6 protein-coding genes are annotated in these 19,764 nt (G+C 76.0%); 2 read left to right on the top strand and 4 right to left on the bottom strand.

Features of this window, described 5'->3' with window-relative positions; genetic code table 11:
* The 4 genes from LG396_RS38365 to LG396_RS38380 all read right to left on the bottom strand — a co-directional run.
* Window positions 1-1,969 (bottom strand): type I polyketide synthase (locus tag LG396_RS38365; RefSeq protein ID WP_225798254.1); only part of this gene is annotated, 1,969 nt, incomplete at its 3' end.
* A 103-nt stretch (window positions 1,970-2,072) separates the two neighbouring features.
* Window positions 2,073-12,299 (bottom strand): type I polyketide synthase, encoded by a 10,227-nt coding sequence (locus tag LG396_RS38370; protein WP_225798255.1) that lies wholly within the window; start codon window positions 12,297-12,299, stop codon window positions 2,073-2,075.
* A gap of 40 nt (window positions 12,300-12,339) precedes the next feature.
* A complete protein-coding gene (locus tag LG396_RS38375; RefSeq protein ID WP_225798256.1) occupies window positions 12,340-17,316 on the bottom strand; it encodes a type I polyketide synthase in 4,977 nt (1,658 codons plus the stop codon).
* A gap of 215 nt (window positions 17,317-17,531) precedes the next feature.
* Window positions 17,532-18,434 (bottom strand): SAM-dependent methyltransferase, encoded by a 903-nt coding sequence (locus LG396_RS38380; RefSeq protein ID WP_225798257.1) that lies wholly within the window; start codon window positions 18,432-18,434, stop codon window positions 17,532-17,534.
* Window positions 18,435-18,642: 208 nt separating this feature from the next.
* Between LG396_RS38380 and LG396_RS38385 the strand changes: the two genes are divergently transcribed.
* Both LG396_RS38385 and LG396_RS38390 read left to right on the top strand, forming a co-directional pair.
* On the top strand, window positions 18,643-19,068 hold the full coding sequence (locus LG396_RS38385; protein ID WP_027746215.1) for a nuclear transport factor 2 family protein: 426 nt from the start codon (window positions 18,643-18,645) through the stop codon (window positions 19,066-19,068).
* A 78-nt stretch (window positions 19,069-19,146) separates the two neighbouring features.
* A partial coding sequence (locus tag LG396_RS38390) for a beta-ketoacyl synthase N-terminal-like domain-containing protein (protein WP_372483643.1) occupies window positions 19,147-19,764 on the top strand: 618 nt, incomplete at its 3' end.

A 19,764-nucleotide genomic window follows, 5' to 3' on the forward strand; every position in this document is an offset into this window, starting at 1 on the left:
AAAGCTGGGCGATGCCCGTCATTACCGCGAACAGTGCGGGCTGCACGACATCAACACGGTCGAGCGCGTCCTCGTCCTCGCTGGCGAGGACCTCCAGGAGATCCCAGTCGCACCACCGTGACAACTCGTCCCGGCACGCTGCCAGGTGCGCCGCGAACGCCGGTTCCTCGGCGGCGAGTTCGTAGCCCATACGGGTCCACTGAGAACCCTGCCCCGGGAACACGAACGCGGTCTTCCCGGCAGACGCCGATCCCGGCCCGGTGACCAGCGCCGCGTGCGCGGAACCGGTGGCCAGCGCGGTCAGGGCTTCCACCAGCTCGTCCCGGTCGGCCGTGACGACGCCCGCGCGGTACTCCATCTTCGCCCGACCGGACCACAATCGCGCGGCCAGCGGACCCACCTCTACCTGCGGGTGCCGCTCCACGTACGCAGCCAGCCGCCCGGCCGACTCCGCCAGTGCCGCCGCCGTACGGGCGGAGACCACGACCGGCACCGGCAGGGACGGCGCGGCCTCGGCCGCCTCCGTCTCCGGTGCCGTCTCCGGCGACGCCTCTCCGGCGTCCGCCTCTGCCTCCTCCGGTGCCGCGATCGGCGCGGCCTCCAGGATCAGGTGCGCGTTGGTGCCGCTCATGCCGAACGACGACACCGCCGCACGCCGCGGCTGCCCCGTCTCCGGCCACTCCCGCGTCTCCGTCAGCAGCGAGACCGTGCCCGACTCCCAGTCCACGTGGCTCGTCGGCCGGTCCACGTGGAGCGTGGGGGGCAGCACCCCGTGCCGCATGGCCTCGACCATCTTGATGACGCCCGCCACCCCCGCCGCGGCCTGCGTGTGCCCGACGTTCGACTTCACCGAGCCCAGCCACAGCGGCTGCTCCGCCGTGTGCTCGCGCCCGTACGTCGCCAGCAGCGCCTGCGCCTCGATCGGGTCGCCCAGCGTCGTGCCCGTACCGTGCGCCTCGACGGCGTCCACCTGACCGGGCGTCAGCCTGGCGTTGGCCAGCGCCTGCTCGATGACCCGGCGCTGCGACGGCCCGTTGGGGGCGGTGAGGCCGTTGGACGCACCGTCCTGGTTGATCGCGGAGCCCTTCAGCACCGCCAGCACCGTGTGGCCGTTCCGCTGCGCGTCCGACAGCCGCTCCAGCAGTACGAGGCCGACGCCCTCGCCCCAGCCCGTACCGTCCGCCGCCTCGGCGAACGCCTTGCACCGGCCGTCCGCGGCCAGGCCGCGCTGGCGGGAGAAGACCGTGAAGGCGGACGGGCTGGACATGACCGTCGCGCCGCCCGCCAGCGCGCTGTCGCACTCGCCGTTGCGCAGCGCCTGGATCGCCAGGTGCAGGGCCACCAGGGACGACGAGCACGCCGTGTCCACCGTCACCGCCGGGCCCTCGAGCCCGAAGGTGTACGCCACCCGGCCGGACGCCACGCTGCCGGCGCTGCCGGTCGCCGCGTAGCCCTCCAGGTCGCCGGTGGCGCGGTAGAGGCGCAGCAGGTAGTCCTGGGAGTTGAGCCCCGCGAAGACGCCCGTTCTGTTGCCCTTCACCCCGGCCGGGTCCAGGCCCGCCCGCTCGAACGCCTCCCAGGCCGTCTCCAGCAGCAGCCGCTGCTGCGGGTCCATGGCCAGTGCCTCGCGCGGCGAGATGCCGAACAGCTCCGCGTCGAACTGCTCGACCCCTTCGAGGAAGGCGCCCATGCGCGTGGAGCTCTTGCCGCTCGCCGCCGGGTCCGGGTCGTACAGGTCCTCCGGCCAGCCGCGGTCGCCCGGGAGTTCCACGATCCCGTCGCGGCCCTCGGCCACCATCCGCCACAGGTCCTCGGGCGAGGCCACGCCGCCGGGGTAGCGGCAGGCCATGGACACGATGGCGATGGGCTCCGCGGACTTCGACTCGACCTCGCTGAGGCGGCGGCGGGCCTGGCGCAGCTCCGCGGTCACCCACTTCAGGTTGTCCAGAAGCTTCTGCTCGTTCTTCATCAGCGCAAGCTCCTTGTCGAGGCGCGGAGTGGTACCGGGTGGTTCATGGGCGGCCGGGGGTGTGCGGAGGCGTTCACGAGCGGGGGCGTACGGGCGGGGAGCGTCATGACTTGCCGAACTCCGTCTGGATGATGTCGAGGAGGTCGTCGACGGACGCGTCCTCCAGATCGCTGTTCGCCTCCGCGCCCGGCTCGCCGCCGTCCGCGTCGCCGCCCGCCCCCTGCGAGGCGGCCGGCGCGGTTCCGTCGAGCCGCTGGAGCATCGTCCGCAGCCGCTCCCCGGCCCGGCGCCGCACCTCCTCGTCGGCCAGCGCCGCGCCGTTCAGCGCGCCGTCGAGCCGCGCCAGGTCGGCGAGCAGGGACTGACCGGCGGCGTCGGGGCCGCCGAGTTCGTCGCGGAGGCACTCGGCGAGGGCGTCCGGCGACGGGTAGTCGAAGATGACGGTCGTCGGCAGCCGCAGCCCGGTCCGGGTGTTGACGCGGTTGCGCAGCTCGACGGCGGTGAGCGAGTCGAAGCCCAGGTCGTTGAAGGGCTTCCCGGGCCGTACGCTGTCGGCCGACGCGTGCCCGAGCACGCCCGCGACCTCCGTACGCACCAGGTCCAGCAGCTCGCGCTGCTGCTCCTCGCGGGTACGGCCCGCCAGCAGCGCCCGCAGCTGCCCGGCGGCATCGGCGCCCGCCGCCTCCGGCTCGGCCGCCTCCCGCGCGCCGGTCACCGCCCGGGCCTCCGGCAGCTCGCCGAGCAGCGGGCTGTGCCGCCGCGACGTGAACGCCACGGTGAATGTCGACCAGTCGATGTCGGCGATCGTCACCGGGGCCTCGTCCGCCCGTACGGCGTCGGCGAGGGCCGCCACCGCGGCGGCCGGGTCGAGACCGCGGATGCCGCGGCGCAGCAGGCGCCGCGAGTTCTCCTCGGCGCCGGCCATGCCCTCGCCGCTCCACGCGCCCCAGGCCACCGCGGTGGCCGGGAGGCCGAGGGCGCGGCGGTGCTCGGCGAGCGCGTCGAGGTAGGCGTTGCCCGCGGCGTACGCGCCCTGGGCGCCGCTGCCCCACACGCCCGCGGTCGACGAGAACAGCACGAAGGCGCTGAGCCGGCTGCGGCCGTCCGCGTCCCGGGTCAGCTCGTGCAGGTGGCGCGCCGCGAGGGACTTGGGGCCGAGGACCTCGGCGAAGTGCTTGGCGTCCAGGTCCGCCAGCCCGCGGTCCGCGCTGACGCCCGCCGCGTGCAGCACCGCGGTGAGCGGCGTCTCCTCGGGTACGCCGGCGAGCAGTGCGGCGAGGGCGGACCGGTCGGTGACGTCGCAGGCGGCGATCGTCACGGCGGCGCCGGCCGCCGTCAGTTCGGCGCGCAGCTCGTCGGCGCCCGGGGCGTCGGGGCCGCGGCGGCTGACGAGGAGAAGGTGCTCGGCGCCGTCCGCGGCCAGCCGGCGGGCGGCGTGGGCGCCGAGGCCGCCGGTGCCGCCGGTGACGAGGACGGTGCCGCGGGGCGGCCACTCGGCGTCCGCCTTGCGGGCGGGCGTCGTACGCCTGAGCCGCCGCGCCCGCGGCCCGTCGGCCCGTAGCGCGATCTGGTCCTCCACCGGCGCGCCGGAGCCGTCCGGCGAGCCGCCGAGCAGCGCGGCCAGCTCCGCGCGTCCGCGCGCGCCGAGGTCGGCGGGCGTGCCGGGGAGGTCGACCAACCCGCCCCAGCGCGCGGGCTCCTCGAGCGCCGCGGCCCGGCCGAAGCCCCACACCAAGGCGGCCTCCGGGTTGCGGAGCGGGTCCTCGTCGCCGACGGAGACGGCCTCGCGGGTGGCCGCCCACAGGGGGGCGGTCACGCCGGTGTCGCCGAGCGCCTGGGTGAGGACGACGGTCGCGGTCAGCTCCTCCGGTACGCCGTCGAAGGCGGGGTCCGCGTCGGCGGCGTCCGCGGCTTCGGCGGCGGTGTCGGCGGGTTCGGCGCGTGCGGCCAGCAGCGACAGGATCCCGCGCGGCTGCCCGGTCTCCTCGATCCGGCGCGCGAGCTGCTCGGCGAGCGCCGCGCGCTCCGTGCCCGCGGCGACCTCGACGGTGGCGACCTGCGCCCCGGCGCCCTGGAGCGCCCCGGCGCAGAACTCCGGCCACTCGCCGGCCCGTCCGCCGTCCGGCACCGCGAGCAGCCAGGTGCCGGCGAGCACCGCGCCGCCGTCCCGGGGCAGGCGCGCCCAGGACGTCCGGTAGTGCAGGCCGGAGTCCGCCGGGCCCGCGGCGGCGGGCTCCTCCGGGTCGATCCAGTAGCGGCGGCGCTGGAAGGCGTACGTGGGCAGCTCCACCGAGCGCCCGCGCGGCAGCACGTCCGTCCACCGGGGGCCCGTGCCGTGCGCGTGCAGCTCGCCCATGGCGTGCAGGAGCGCGGTGGGCTCGTCGGCCGGGGCCGCCGGCGCGTCGGCGGCCGGGGACGTGCGGGCCGGGCGCAGCGCCGGGATCACCGCGGCGCCGTCGTCGGTCGGCAGGATCGCCCGGGTGAGCGTCGTCAGGGTGGCGCCGGGGCCGATCTCCAGGAACGCGGTGGAGCCCTCGCCGGCGAGGTGGGCGAGGCCCTGGTGGAAGCGGACCGGCCGGCGGATGTGCTCCGCCCAGTACGCGGCGTCCGCCAGCTCGCCGGCCGTGGCCGCCGTGCCGGTGAGGTTCGACACCACCGGGAGTTCGGGCGCACGGTACGTGAGCGAGGCCGCGGTGCTCGTGAACTCGGCCAGCACGGGCTCCATCTGCGCCGAGTGGAAGGCGTGGCTCACCTTCAGCCCGCGGGTCCGGATCCCGGCCTTGCCCAGCTCCTCCGCGAGCGCGGCCAGCGCGTCGGCCGGGCCGGCGAGCACCGTCGCCACGGGGGAGTTGTATGCGGCGATCTCCGCCCGCCCGTGCCGCTCCAGGTACTCGGCCAGCACCTCCGGCCCGGCCTGGGCGGCGAGCATGCCGCCGGTGCCGTGGGGGAGTTCGTTCATCAGCCGCGCCCGGGCCGTGACGAGCCGGGCGGCGTCGGCGAGGGACAGCACGCCGGCGACGTGCGCGGCGGTCAGCTCGCCGATGGAGTGGCCGATCAGGTGGTCCGGCCGCACGCCCCACGCCTGGAGCTGGCGGGTGAGCGCCGTGTGCAGGGCGAACAGGCCGGTCTGGGTGTAGAGGGTCTGGTCGAGCAGCGCGGACCCGTCGTCGGCCGCGTCGGCGAACATCACCTCGCGCACAGGGATGTCGAGGTGCGCGTCGAGCGCGGCGCACGCCTCGTCCAGCGCCTCGGTGAACTCGGGCAGCACGCCGTACAGTTCGCGGCCCATGCCGGGACGCTGGCTGCCCTGGCCGGAGTACATGAACACCAGGCCGCCGGGCTTCTGCTCGCTTCCGGTGCGGATCACGCCGGGCGCGCTCCGGTCCCGGGCCACCGCGCGCAGGCCGTCGAGGAGCTCCGTACGGTCGCGGCCGAGGACGGTGGCGCGGTACGGCAGGGCGGTGCGCCGGGACGCAAGCGACCACGCCAGGTCGGACGCGGTCAACCCCGGCCGCGCCTCGACCTGTTCGGCCAGCCGGGCGGCCTGGGCGCTCAGGCCCTCGGGGGTCGCGCCGGAGACCAGCCAGGGCAGCGCGGCAGCGGACGGCTCCGGCTCCCCTTCCCGCCGGTCCCGGGTGACGGACGGCGCCTCCTCCAGGATGACGTGCGCGTTCGTGCCGCTGATGCCGAACGCGGACACGCCGGCCCGCCGCGGCCGGCCGGCCCCGGTGCGCGGCCACTCCCGCTGCTCGGTCAGCAGCGAGACGACGCCGTCGTCCCACTCGACGTGCCGCGACGGCTCGTCGACGTGCAACGTGCGGGGCAGTACCCCGTGCCGCATGGCCTGGATCATCTTGATGATTCCGGCGACGCCGGCCGCGGCCTGCGTGTGGCCCAGGTTCGACTTCACCGAGCCCAGCCACAGCGGCTGCTCGGCCGAGTGCTCGCGCCCGTACGTCGCCAGCAGCGCCTGCGCCTCGATCGGGTCGCCGAGCGTCGTGCCGGTGCCGTGCGCCTCGACGGCGTCGACCTCGGCGCCGGTCAGCCGGGCGTTGGCCAGGGCCTGCCGGATGACGCGCTGCTGGGCGGGGCCGTTGGGGGCGGTGAGGCCGTTGGAGGCACCGTCCTGGTTGACCGCCGAGCCGCGGAGCACCGCGAGCACCTGGTGCCCGTTGCGCTCGGCGTCCGAGAGCCGCTCCAGCAGCAGCATGCCGGCGCCCTCGCCCCAGCCCGTACCGTCGGCGGAGTCCGAGAAGGACTTGCAGCGGCCGTCGGGGGCGAGGCCGCGCTGCCGGGAGAACTCCACGAAGACCGCGGGCGTGGACATCACGGTCGCCCCGCCGGCCAGCGCCAGCGTGCACTCGCCGTTGCGCAGGGACTGCGCCGCGAGGTGCACCGCGACCAGCGACGACGAGCAGGCCGTGTCGACGGTCAGCGCGGGCCCTTCGAAGCCGAAGGTGAACGCGATCCGCCCCGAGGCGACACTCGGCGCGCTGCCGTTGCCGACGTACCCCTCGTACTCCGCGGGGGTGCGCAGCAGCAGCCGGCCGCCGTAGTCGCTGTACATGATGCCCGCGAACACGCCGGTCGAGGAGCCGCGCAGTTCGTCGGCGGGGATGCCGGCGCCCTCGACGGCCTCCCAGCACAGCTCCAGCAGCAGCCGCTGCTGCGGGTCCATGGAGGCCGCCTCGCGCGGCGAGATCCCGAAGAACTCGGCGTCGAACCGGTCGGCCTCGTGCAGGAAGGAGCCGGCGCGCGTGTACGTGGTGCCGGGGCGCTCCCCGCTCGGGTCGAAGATCGCGTCGATGTCCCAGCCGCGGTTCTCCGGGAACGTGCTGGTGCCCTCGGCGCCCCTGCTGAGCAGGTCCCACAGTCCGGCGGGGGAGTCCACGCCGCCGGGGTAGCGGCAGGACATCGCGACGACGGCGATCGGGTCGTCGTCGGCGGCGCGGGGGGCGGCCTTCGGCGCGGCCGGGGCGGCTGCCCCGTCCGACCCCAGCAGCTCCGTGCGCAGATGGTCGGCGAGCGCCTGGGGCGTGGGGTGGTCGAAGACCGCGGTGGCGGGCAGCCGGCGGCCGGTGGCGGCGCTGAGCCGGTTGCGCATCTCGACGGCGGTGAGCGAGTCGAAGCCGAGGTCGCGGAAGGTCTGCCCCGGGCTCACCGACTCGCCCTCGGGCAGCCCGAGCGCGAGCACGGCGGTGCGCCGTACGAGCGCCAGCAGCGTGCGGTCCTGCTCGGCGCGGCCGAGCGCCGCGAGCCCGGCGAGCGGGTCGGCGGCGGCCGGGGCCGCGGCGTCGGCGCTGCCGCCGGCGGGGGCGGCGGGCGCGGGCGCCTGCGTACGGAGTACGGCGGGCAGCGTCCCGGCGCGGGACTGCGCGCGCAGCGCCGGGCGGTCGAGGACCACGGGGGCGGCCAGCGCCACGGGGCTGCGCAGCGCCGTGTCCAGCAGGGCGAGCGCCCGGCTCGCGGACATGGCGCGTACGCCGGCGCGGGCGATGCGCGCACGGGCCGCCCGGTCCAGGCTCTCGCCCATGCCGCCCTGCTCCCACAGGCCCCAGGCGAGGCTGACGGCGGGCAGCCCGCGGGCGCGGCGGTGCTGGGCGAGGGCGTCCAGGAAGCTGTTCGCGGCGGCGTAGTTGGCCTGGCCGGGGGTGCCGACCACCGACGCGAACGACGAGAACAGTACGAACGCCACCCGCGGCCGGTCCGCGGTGAGCCGGTGCAGGTGCCAGGCGCCGTCCGTCTTCGGCCGCAGCACGGCGTCGAGTTGGGCGGGCGTCAGCTCGCCGACGGTCGCGTCGTCCAGCACGCCGGCCGCGTGCACCACGGCGGTGAGCGGGTGCTCCGCCGGGATCGTCTCCAGCACCTCGGCGAGGGCGTCCGCGTCCGCGACGTCGCAGGCGGCGAAGGCCACCTCGGCGCCCAGCCCGGCGAGTTCGGCGCGGAGTTCGCCGGCGCCGGGGGCCTCCTGCCCGCGGCGGCTGACGAGGAGCAGGCGGCGTACGCCGTGGTCCGCGACGAGGTGCGCGGCGACCTGCCCGCCGAGCGTGCCGCTCGCGCCGGTGATCAGGACGGTGCCCTCCGGGTCGAGGGCCGCGGGGCGGTCCGGCTCGATCCGGGTGAGCCGGGGGGCGAGGAGGCCGTCGCCGCGGATCGCCACCTGCGGTTCGCCGGCCGCCAGCGCGGCCCGTACCGCGTCCGCGGCATCGAGGGACGCTCCCTGTCCGGGGTCGTCGTCGACGAGCACGATCCGGTCCGGGTGCTCCGACTGGGCCGAGCGCAGCAGCCCCCACACCGGGGCGGACTCCAGCGCGGGCACGTCACCGTCCGCGTCCGCGCCGACCGCGCCGCGGGTGACCACGGCGAGCCGGCTGTCGGCGAAGCGGTCGTCGGACAGCCACCGCTGCACCGCGGTCAGCACGCGGGCGACGGTCGTACGCGCTCTCTCCGCCGTCCCGCCGGCGTCGCCGCCGTCCGCGTCGGGGCACCGCACCACGTACACGCCGGACCCCTCGGACCCGGCACCCGCGGCGTCGAGGACCCCGGCGAACGCGTCGAGGTCCGTCTCCCGCAACTCCGGGCCGTCCGCGGCCTCCGGCGCGTCGACCCGCTGCCACTGGACCCCGTACAACGGGTCGGCGGACACCGCGCCGAGGCTGTCGGCCGGCACCGGCCGCAGCGCCACCTCGTCCACCCGCAGCACCGGCGTGCCCGCGGCGTCGGCGAGGTCCAGGGCCACGGTCTCCGGGCCGGTGGGCGTCACCCGGGCGCGCAGCGCCGCAGCGCCGGGCCGCGCCAGCAGCCGTACGCCGGACCACGCGAACGGCAGCCGCAGCTCCGTGCCCGACTCGTCCAGCAGCGCCACCGTGTGCAGCGCGGCGTCCAGCAGCGCGGGGTGGACGCCGTACTCGTCGAGGTCCTCGTGGTGCGCCTCGGGCAGTGCCAGGTCCGCGTACAGGTGCTCGTCCGTACGCCACACCGTGCGCAGCGAGCGGAAGGCCGGGCCGAAGCGCATCCCGCGCTCGTGCAGCCGGTCGTACAGGTCGTCCACGACCGCGGCCGGCTCACCCGCCGGCGGCCAGGCCGCGCCGTCCCACGCATCGGCAGCCGCGGTCGCACCGGGCGCCAGCACGCCCGTCGCGTGCAGCGTCCACGCGGCGTCGGCCGCGAGCTCCGGGGAGTCCTCGTCCGCGTCCGGCTCGGGGCGGGCGTACAGGGACAGGGATCGGCGGCCGGCGGCGTCCGGGGCGGCCACCGCAACCTGGAGCTGCAGCGCGCCCTCCGCCGGCAGCACCACCGGGTGGCGCAGCGTCAGCTCCTCGACGCGCGTGCAGCCGACGTGCCGCGCCGCGCACAGCGCGATCTCCACCGTGCCCGTGCCCGGCAGCACCACGGTGGTGCCGAGCACGTGGTCCGGCAGCCAGCCGGGGGTACGTGCGCTGATCCGGCCGGTGAACACCGCGCCCGGGCGCTCGGCGTCCGCCGTCTCCAGCACCGCGCCGAGCAGCGGGTGCCGCGTGACCCGTACACCGGGCCGGTCCGCGGCCGGGCGGGCCTGGCGCAGCCAGTACGGGCGCCGCTGGAACGCGTACGTCGGCAGCTCCGCGGGCCTGCCGTCGGCGTGCAGCGCCCGCCAGTCCACGTCCGTGCCGTGCACGTGCAGCCTGGCGACCGCCGTGAGGAGGGCGGGGACCTCGGGGTGGGCGCGCCGCAGCACCGAGGTGACCACGGCCGGCTCGCCGCCCGGCTGCGCCGGGTCGGCCTCGTCGAGCACCGCCTGCGCGAGGGTGCTGAGGCCGGCGTCGGGGCCCAGCTCCAGGTACGTCGTCGTGCCCCGGGCGGCGAGGTCGGCGACGCCCTGGTGGAAGCGGACGGGGCGGCGGATGTGCTCGGCCCAGTACGCGGGGTCGCGGTGCTGCTCGCTGGTCGCGGGCAGACCGGTGACGTTGGAGATGACGGGCACCTCCGCCTCGCCCGGGGCGTGGCGGTCGAAGAGGTCCGCCAGGTGGCGCGCGAAAGCGTCGAGGACCGGCTCGGTGTGCGCGGAGTGGAAGGCGTGCGCCACGTGCAGCCGCCTGGCGCGGACACCGGCCTCGGCCAGCTCCCGCGCCAGCTCGTCCAGCACGTCGAGCGGCCCGGCAAGCGCGGTCGCGGCGGGGGAGTTGTACGCGGCGACCTCCACCCCCGCGTGCCGCTCCAGCTGCCCGGCCAGCGGCTCGGGGCCGGACCGTACGGCGAGCATGCCGGTGCCCTCGGGCAGCGAGTGCATCAGCTTCGCCCGGGTAGCGACCATGTCGGCGGCGACGCCGAGCGGGAAGACCCCGGCGACGTGCGCGGCCGACAACTCGCCCACGGAGTGGCCGATGAGGTGGTCGGGCCGCACGCCCCAGGACGCGAGCAGCCGGGCCAGCGCGGTGTGCATCGCGAACAGCGCGGGCTGGGTGTAGAGCGTGTGCTCCAGCAGCGCCGCCCGCTCGGTGCCCGCCGCGGCGAACATCACCTCGCGTACGGGGACGTCGAGATGCGCGTCGAGCGCCGCGCACACCTCGTCCAGCGCCTCGGCGAACACCGGGAACGCCTCGTACAGCTCGCGCCCCATGCCGGCGCGCTGGCTGCCCTGCCCGGAGAACATCAGTGCCAGCCGCCCGGTCTGCTGCACGCCGGTGACCAGCCCGGTGGCGGCGTCGCCGCGGCCCAGGGCGTCGAGCCGGCCGAGCAACTCCCCGCGGTCGGCGCCGAGGAGCACGGCGCGGTGCCCGAGCGTGGCCCGGGACGTCGCCAGCGCGTGGCCCACCGCGTCGGCGGTCAGCTCCGGGCGGGCGCGGACGTGGTCGGCCAGCCGGGCCGCCTGCGTGCGCAGCCCGTCGGCCGTGGCCGCGGAGACCAGCCAGGGCCGGACGGGGCCCCCGGACGCCTCCGGCGCCGCGGGCTCCTGCTCGTCGGCCGGGGGCTGCTCCACGATCACGTGCGCGTTGGTGCCGCTGATCCCGAAGGCGGACACCGCGGCCCGCCGCGTTCGGTCCTCGCCGCGCCACGGCAGCGCCTCGTCCAGCAGCGCGAGCGTCGCCGGGTCCCAGTCGACGTGCGGGCTGGGCGTGTCGGCGTGCAGCGTACGGGGCAACTGCCCGTGCTGCAGCGCCAGTACGAGCTTCATCAGCCCGGCCACGCCCGCGGCGGCCTGGGTGTGCCCGATGTTCGACTTGACCGAGCCGAGGTACAGCGGCGCCTTGGCGGCGGCCCGGCCGCGGCCGTAGACCTCCAGCAGCGCCTGCGCCTCGATCGGGTCGCCCAGCTCCGTGCCCGTGCCGTGCGCCTCGATCGCGTCGACGTCGGCGGCACCGAGGCCCGCGTCGGCGAGGGCGGCGCGGATCACCTTCTCCTGGGCCTGCCCGCTCGGCGCCGTCAGGCCGTTGGACGAGCCGTCGGAGTTGACGGCGCTGCCGCGGATCACGGCGAGCACGCGGTGGCCGTTGCGGCGGGCCGCGCTGAGCGGCTCCAGCAGCACGACCCCCGCGCCCTCGGACATGCCCATGCCGTCGGCGCCCGCGCCGAACGCCTTGCAGCGCCCGTCTGCGGCCAGCACCCGCTGCCGGCTCATCTCGGTGAACGGCCCGACCGTGGAGAACACCGTCGCCCCGCCGGCCAGCGCCATCGTGCACTCGCCGCGGCGCAGCGCCTGCACCGCGAGGTGCACCGCCGTCAGCGACGTGGAGCACGCGGTGTCCACGCTCACCGCCGGGCCCTCGAGACCGAGGGTGTACGCGAGCCGGCCGGACAGCACGCTGAGGACCGTGCCGGTGAGCAGGTGCCCGCCCACCTGCGCGGCGGCGTCACCGAGCAGACCGCCGTACTCGGTGGGATTGCTGCCCACGAACACACCGGTACGCGAGCCGCGCAGCGCGTGCGCGTCGATCCCGGCCCGCTCCACGCTCTCCCACGCCAGCTCCAGCAGGAGCCGCTGCTGCGGGTCCATCGCCAGCGCCTCGCGCGGGGAGATGCCGAAGAACGCCGCGTCGAAGCCTGCGACATCGTCGAGGAAGCCGCCCTCGCGCACGTACGACGTGCCGGGCCGGCCGAGGTCCGGGTCGAAGTGGTCGTCCAGGTGCCAGTCCCGGTTCGCGGGCATGGCGGAGATGGCGTCCCGGCCGTCCCGCAGCAGCTCCCACAGTTCCTCGGGGCTCCGTACGCCGCCGGGGAGGCGGCAGGCCATGCCGACGACCGCGACCGGCTCCCGCCGCTGCTCCTCCACCTCCCGCAGCCTGCGCGTGGTCCGGCGCAGGTCGACGGTGAGCCGTTTGAGGTAGTCGCGCAGCTTGTCTTCCTCGGCCATGGCCGGAACTGCTCCTCTCCGTGCGCCGCTCCGGCGCTGGTCAGCCGATTGTCGATGCCGTCGGACCCGGCTCCGCCGGGCCGAACTCGTCGTCGATGATCTTCAGCAGGTCGTCGGTGCTGGCCTCGTCGAGACCCGCCTCGTCGTCCGCGGGCATGCCGCCCGCCGCGGTCCCGTGGTCGGCCAGTGCGGCCGCCAGCGACCGCAACCGGTCCTGCACGGCGACGCGTTCCGCACCCTCGACGGGCGCGGCGTCCAGGGCCGCGGCCAGCCGGTCCAGCTCCTCGTGTACGGAGCCGGGGGGTGCCTGCTCGCCCGCCGCGCCCAACTGCCCGGTCAGGAAGCGGGCGAGAGCCTGCGGGCTGGGGTGGTCGAACACGAGCGTCACCGGCAGCGGGAGTCCCGTCGCGGCGCGCAGCCGGTTGCGCAGCGCCACCGCGGTCAGCGAGTCCAGGCCCAGTTCCTTGAACGTCTGCCCCGGAGCGGGCCGGTCCGCCGGCCCGTGGCCCAGCACCGCGGCCACCTCGGCGGTCACGACGTCCAGCACCTCGCGTCCGCGGGCCGCCTCGGGCAGCTGCGCCAGCCGCTTCAGCAGCTCCCCGTCGCCGCCCGCGGCAGCCGTGCGGGCGCCGTCCGCCGCGGAGCGCCGCAGCGCGCCGCGGGCGGCCGGGACCTCGTCCAGCAGCGGCCGGGGCCGGGCCGAGGCGAAGACCGGGGCGAACGTCTCCCAGTCGACGTCGACCAGCGTCACCGGCCGGCCGCCGCCCGCGGCCAGCTCCCGGCCGAGGCCGGTGAGCGCGACCTCCGGGTCCAGCAGGGGCAGGCCCTGCCGCGTCAACTGGGCCTCGTCCAGCTCCTCGGGCAACTGCTCGCTGCGCCACGCGCCGAAGGCGACAGACGTCACCTTCCGGCCCTGGCGGCGAAGCTGCTCCGCGTACGCGTCGAGGAAGGCGTTCGCCGCCGCGTACGCGCCATGCTCACCGCTGCCCCAGACGGCCGCGATGGAGGAGAAGAACACCAACTCCGCGTCCTCCCCGGCCAGCAGCTCGGCGAGGTGCACCGCCCCGAGCGCCTTCGCCGCCAGCACGTCCGCCACCCCGGCGGCGGAGGCGCCGGCCAGCGGCTCCAGGTGGGTCGCGGTCGCGGCGTGCACCACCGCCCGCACCGGCCTGCCCGGCTCCGCGGACCGCTCCAGCAGGGCCCGTACGGAGTCGCGGTCGGTCAGGTCGCAGGACAGCGCCGTCACCCGGACACCCCGCCCGCCCAACTCCTCGGCCAGCGCGGCGTGGCCGGGCGCGTCGGGGCCGCGCCGGCTGGCCAGCACGATGTGCTCCGCGCCGCCGTCGGCCAGCCAGCGCGCCAGGTGCGGCGCCAGCGAGCCGGAGCCCCCGGTGATCACGACCGTGCCGCCCGGCTGCCACGCGGGTCCGCCCGCGGGCGCCGGCGCGGGCAGCAGCCGCCGCACGCGCAGCCCGCCGGGCCGGACCGCCACCTGGTCCTCGTCGCCCGCCGCGCCCGCGAGCACCGCGCACAACCGCTGCCAGTCCTCGTCGCCCGGCTGCTCCGGGAGGTCGACCAGGCCGCCCCACAACTGCGGCTGCTCCAGCGCCACCACCCGGCCCAGACCCCAGGTCTGCGCCTGGAGCGGGTACGCCGGTACCTCGTCGTCGAGGGCGCTCACCGCGGCGCACGTCAGCGACCACACGGGCGCGGCCACATCCAGTTCCACCAGCGCCTGCACGAGCCCCAGCAGCCCTGCGACACCGGACGGCAGCGCCGGGTGCCCGGGGTGGGCGCGCTCGTCCAGCGCCAGCAGCGACAGCACCCCGTCGACCGCCTCGCCGGCCAGCGCCGCCGACACGCGCCGCGCGACGTCCGCGCGGTCGTCGGCGGCCCGCTCGTCCAGCGCGACCACGGTCACCCGGGCGCCGCGGGCACGGAGCGCGGTGTCCGCCGCGTCGGCCCAGGCGGCGGGCCGCCCGTCGGCGCCGGCGCGGGTCACCAGCAGCCAGTGCCCGCCGGGCCCCGGCGTCCGCCGCTCCGCGGCCGGGCGCCAACCGATCTCGTAGCGACGGCTGTTGAGCGCCGCGTCCGTACGGCTCCGGGTGCGCCAGCGGTGCAGCGCCGGCACCACCTCGCGCAGCGCGTCCTCGCCGACCTCGGGCAGCTCCCGGCGCAGCGCCCCGGTGTCGGCCCGCTCGACCAGCGCCCAGAACGCGTCGTCCGTCCCGCCGCCGGCGGCCTCCCGAGGCGTACGGTCGTCGCGGTCAGCGAGCCAGTAACGCCGGCGCTGGAAGGGGTAGGTGGGCAGCGGCACTGTCCGGGCGCCGGGGAAGAGCGCCTGCCAGTCGGGCACCACACCGGCGGCGTACGCCTCCGCCAGCGCCTGCTTGAAGCGCGGCTCGCCGTCCTCGCCGCGGCGCAGCGTGCCCAGCGCCCGCCCCTCGGTCTCCGTCGCGTCGAGGACCTGCTCGATCGCGGGCACGAGCACCGGGTGCGCGCCCATCTCCAGGAACACGGTGTGGCCCGCGTCCATCAGCCGCTCAGCGGTCTGCGCGAAGAGCACGGGGGAGCGCAGGTTGCGGTACCAGTACGCGGCGTCCAGCGACTCGGTGGGCATCGGCTCGCCGGTGACGGTGGAGTAGAACGGCACCTCCCCGGCCCGCGGCGTGATGGCCGCCAGCTCGCGCAGCATCTCCTCGCGCACGGGCTCGACGAGCGGCGAGTGCGAGGCGTAGGCGATGGGCACGGTCCGCGTCCGTACGCCCCGCTCCTCGCAGTCGCGCATGAACGCCCGCACGTCCGCGTCGACACCCGCGACGACCGTGGCCGACGGCCCGTTGACGGCAGCGATGCCGACGTCGCCGCCGGTCTCCGCGAGCCGCTTCTCCACCTCCGCGACGGGCAGCGACACCGAGGCCATCGAGCCGTGCCCGGACAGCGCGTGCACCACCCGGCTGCGTACGGCCACCAGCCGGGCGCCGTCCTCCAGCGACAGCGCCCCGGCGACCACGGCCGCCGCGAACTCGCCCTGCGAATGGCCCACGACCGCGGCCGGCGCCACGCCGTGGTGGCGCCACAGCCCGGCCAGCGAGACCATCACCGCCCACAGCAGCGGCTGCACCACGTCGTCGCGCTCCCAGTCCGGGTCGTCCGCGGGGGCGGTGAGCTTCTCGCGCAGCGCGTAGCCGGTGTGCGGGGCGAGGGCCGCGGCGCAGCGCTCCATCGACGCGGCGAACACCGGCTCGGAGTCCCACAGTCCGACGGCCATCCCCGGCCACTGCGCGCCCTGCCCGGAGAAGACGAAGACCGGGCGGGCCGCGCCGGACACCGCGCTGCCGCGTACGACCCGTGGGGAGCCGCGGTCCGCCGCCAGCGCCGCCAGGCCCTCGGCCAGCTCGTCGGTGTCGCCGCCCAGCACGACGGCCCGCTCGTCGAAAGCCGCACGCGTCGTCGCCAGCGAGAAGCCGACGTCCCCGGCAGCGGGCGCCGGGTCGGTGCGTACCGCCTCGGCCAGCTCCGCGGCCCGGGCGCGCAGCGCCTCGCCCGTACGGGCCGACAGCGTCCACAGCGCGGTACGCGCTCCGGCCCCGCCGGAGTGCTCCTCCCGGTCCGCGTCCGCGGTGGGCGGCGCCTGCTCCAGGACGACGTGCGCGTTGGTGCCGCTGATGCCGAACGCGGAGACCGCGGCCCGCCGCGGCCGGTCCGACTCGGGCCAGGCGACCTCCTCGGCGAGCAGCGCGACGCCGCCCGCGTCCCAGTCGACGTGCCGCGACGGCGTCCCGGCGTGCAGCGTCCGCGGCAGCCGGCCGTACCGCATGGCCTGCACCATCTTGATGATCCCGGCCACCCCGGCGGCGGTCTGGGTGTGGCCGATGTTGGACTTCACCGAGCCCAGCCACAGCGGCTGTTCCGCGGTGTGCTCACGGCCGTACGTCGCCAGCAGCGCCTGAGCCTCGATCGGGTCGCCCAGCGACGTGCCCGTGCCGTGCGCCTCGACGGCGTCGACCTGCCGCGCGGTGAGCCGGGCGTCGGCGAGCGCCTGCTCGATGACGCGCCGCTGCGCGGGGCCGTTGGGGGCGGTGAGGCCGTTGGAGGCGCCGTCCTGGTTGACGGCGCTGCCGCGGATCACCGCGAGCACCGGGTGCCCGGCGGCCCGGGCGTCGGAGAGCCGCTCCAGCACGAGCATGCCCGCGCCCTCGGCCCAGCCGGTGCCGTCGGCGTCCTCGGAGAACGACTTGCAGCGCCCGTCGGACGCCAGCCCGCGCTGCCGCGAGAACTCCACGAACATGCCCGGCGTCGACATCACCGTCGCCCCGCCGGCCAGCGCCATCGTGCACTCCTGCGCGCGCAGCGCGCGCGTGGCCAGGTGCACCGCGACCAGCGAGGACGAGCACGCCGTGTCCACCGTCAGCGCCGGGCCCTCCAGGCCCAGCGTGTACGCGATCCGCCCGGAGGCGACGCTCGGCGTGGTCCCGGTCAGCATGTAGCCCTCGGCGCCGCCGCTCGCCTCGTGCAGCCGCGGCCCGTAGTCGGCCGCCGAGGTGCCCGCGAACACGCCGGTGGCGGAGCCGCGCAGCCCGTCGGCTGCGATACCTGCGCGCTCCAGCGCCTCCCAGGCCAGCTCCAGCAGCAGCCGCTGCTGCGGGTCCATCGCCGCGGCCTCCCGCGGGGAGACCCCGAACAGCCCGGCGTCGAACTCCGGCAGGTCGTAGAGGAAGCCGCCGCGGCGGGCGTAGCTCGTGCCCGCCCGGTCCGGGTCCGCGTCGAAGACCGCCTCCAGGTCCCAGCCCCGGTCGCCGGGGAACTCGCCGATGGCGTCCCCGCCCGCCGACACCAGCTCCCACAGCGCGTCGGGCGACACCGCGCCGCCGGGGTAGCGGCAGGCCATCCCGACCACTGCGATCGGCTCGTGGTCGCGCTCCTCCAGCGACTGGAGCCGCTGGCGGGTCTGGCGCAGATCGGCGGTGACCGCCTTCAGGTAGTCGCGGAGCTTTTCCTCGTTGCTACTGGCCATCGAACGCCTTCAAGGGGACGGCGCCGGCGGCGCCTGCGGGCAGGGACGCGCGGCGGATACGTACCGGCGGAGCGGCAGTCGGTCGGGGGTGGCGGCCGTCCGGGGCGGCGGACCGGGCCCGCCGGACGGGGCTGCGCCCTCCCGCGGGCGCGGGGCCTGCGGGAGGGCGGGCGTGACGGACGACGCGGCCGGCGGCCGGCCGCGCGCCCCGTCGGCTACGGCTCGACCGGCTTGCGGGCCGAGGCCACCACGTAGTCGAGGGACTTCAGCTCTTCGGTGAGCAGGTCCTGGTCGCGGTGGGCGATGGCGACCATCTTGTAGAAGAGCTTGCTGGACCGCTTCTTGAACGTCGGGTCCTGGAGGCGGCGCACGTGGTACTCACGCCACGGCTCGTAGACCTCGTCGCGGATCGTCCGCACCTCGACGCCCTCGAAGCCCTTGGACTCCATGATCTCGCCGTACTTCTTGCGCGGGTACCAGTTGGCGTCGTCGATCATGACGCGGATCCACTTGATGGCGTGCGAACGGATGTCCGCCTTGGGCTTGCCGCCCTCCATCGGGATGATGTCGGCGGTCACGAGCACGCCGCCCGGGCGCAGCACGCGGTACGCCTCGGCGAAGAAGTCCGCGCGGGTGTCGAAGTGGAAGGCCGACTCCAGCGCCACCACCTTGTCGACGCTGTTGTCCGGCAGCGGGATCGCCGTCGCCGAGCCCTCGCGGAAGTCGATCCGGTCCAGCAGCCCGCGCTCCCGGGCGCGGTCCGTGGCGATCCGGATGTGCACCTTGGTGATGTTGATGCCGATGATCTTGCTCGGCCCGTACTTGTCGATCCAGTGGAAGTCCTGGTCGCCGTAGCCGAAGCCGACGTCCAGAACGGTGTCGTCCGGCTTGAACCCGGCCGTGTCGGCCAGCTCGTCGGCGAGGGCCTGCGCCGCCTCGTCGAGCTTCGTGGCCCCCGGCCAGTAGCCGAGGTTGTAGTAGTTGGTGTCCTCGACGACCAGCCGGTCCGGCGGGTACATCTCGTACAGCCGCGCTGTCTTCTTCTCCGGGTCGGACGTCGTACGGACCAGGAAGAGGTTTCCCAGCATCCGCAAGTCCTGCCACAGTGACGACTTCACAACGGCAATCCCTTTCTGCGATCGGGCGCCGACCGAGACGGCCGCGGAATCCACATCTGAAGAAGTCCGAAGCTAGGAGCGCCGTCTAAAGACCACCTTGGTCCGAACTAGTCCAGCGCCAACGGCTTTGGCGGCGCTTTGGCGGCTGCGCCGAACATGCTCCTGCCGGGCGCGGACAGGGCCGCACCGCCGTCGTGAAGGAGCACAGATGCTGGACGAGGACGCGCGTAAACGAGTCGCTCTGGAGTACTGCCGCCGGATCGGCGCGGGCGACGTCGACGGCGTCCTCGCCCTCTTCGCTGACCCGCTGCACGTCGAGGACCCGGTCGGCGACAAGACCTTCACCGCACGCGCCGAGTACCGCGCGCACATCGCCCGGCTGGTGTCGTACGGCGTGCACGAGGTCCCCGGCACCCCGGTCGCCGGCCTGGACCGCGAGCACGTCGCCCTGCCCATCACCGTCGAGCTGCGCCCGGAGGGCGTGCCGCAGGGCAAGATCGTGCGGATCTCCCTGATCGCGGTCATGCGGATCGGCGGTGACGGCCTCATCCGCCACATGCGGGTCATCAGCGGCCGGACGGACATGTCGCTGCACGACGCGGCCGAGGCCGCGGACGCCGCACGGTTCATGTGAGCGCACGGGGGCGGGGGGCGTCCGGGCTTCGGAGATTCTTAGGGACCCCTTTAGCCGCCGTGCCGACACTCCCCGAAAGTGCGCCTTCGCCTTTCGTCACAACGGGAACGAGAGCGGATGTCCAAGGAAGAGAAGCTCGTCGAGTACCTCAAGTGGGTCACCGCCGAGCTGCATGAGGCCCAGCAGCGGCTGTCCGTCCTGGAGACCGGGGACCGGGAGCCGGTGGCGATCGTTTCGATGGCCTGCCGGTACCCGGGCGGGGTGCGTTCGCCGGAGGACCTGTGGCAGTTGGTCGCCGACGGCTCGGACGCCATCTCCGGCTTCCCCCTGAACCGCGGCTGGGAGCTGGACGGACTCTTCGACGCAGACCCCGACCGGTCCGGCACGAGCTACGCCCGGGAGGGCGGCTTCCTGCACGACGCGGCCGCCTTCGACGCGGCGTTCTTCGAGATCAGCCCGCGGGAGGCCACGGCCACGGACCCGCAGCAGCGGCTGCTGCTGGAGGCCGCCTGGGAGGCGTTCGAGCGCGCGGACCTGGACCCGCACAGCCTGCGGGGCAGCAGGACCGGCGTCTTCGCGGGCGTCATGTACAGCGACTACGTAGCCCGGCTCATGGACCGGCTGCCGCCGGGGTTCGACGGCTTCCTGGGCAATGGTGGTGCGGCGAGTGTGGCGTCGGGTCGGGTGGCGTACACC

The sequence above is a fragment of the Streptomyces aculeolatus genome, from assembly GCF_020400605.1.
Classification (GTDB): Bacteria; Actinomycetota; Actinomycetes; order Streptomycetales; family Streptomycetaceae; genus Streptomyces; species Streptomyces aculeolatus.

What these genes read in the sequence shown, in the direction of transcription:
- LG396_RS38385 (WP_027746215.1), top strand. Translation starts at nt 18,643, where the DNA reads ATGCTGGACGAGGACGCGCGTAAACGAGTCGCTCTGGAGTACTGCCGC.
- LG396_RS38375 (WP_225798256.1), bottom strand. Translation starts at nt 17,316, where the DNA reads ATGGCCAGTAGCAACGAGGAAAAGCTCCGCGACTACCTGAAGGCGGTC.
- LG396_RS38370 (WP_225798255.1), bottom strand. Translation starts at nt 12,299, where the DNA reads ATGGCCGAGGAAGACAAGCTGCGCGACTACCTCAAACGGCTCACCGTC.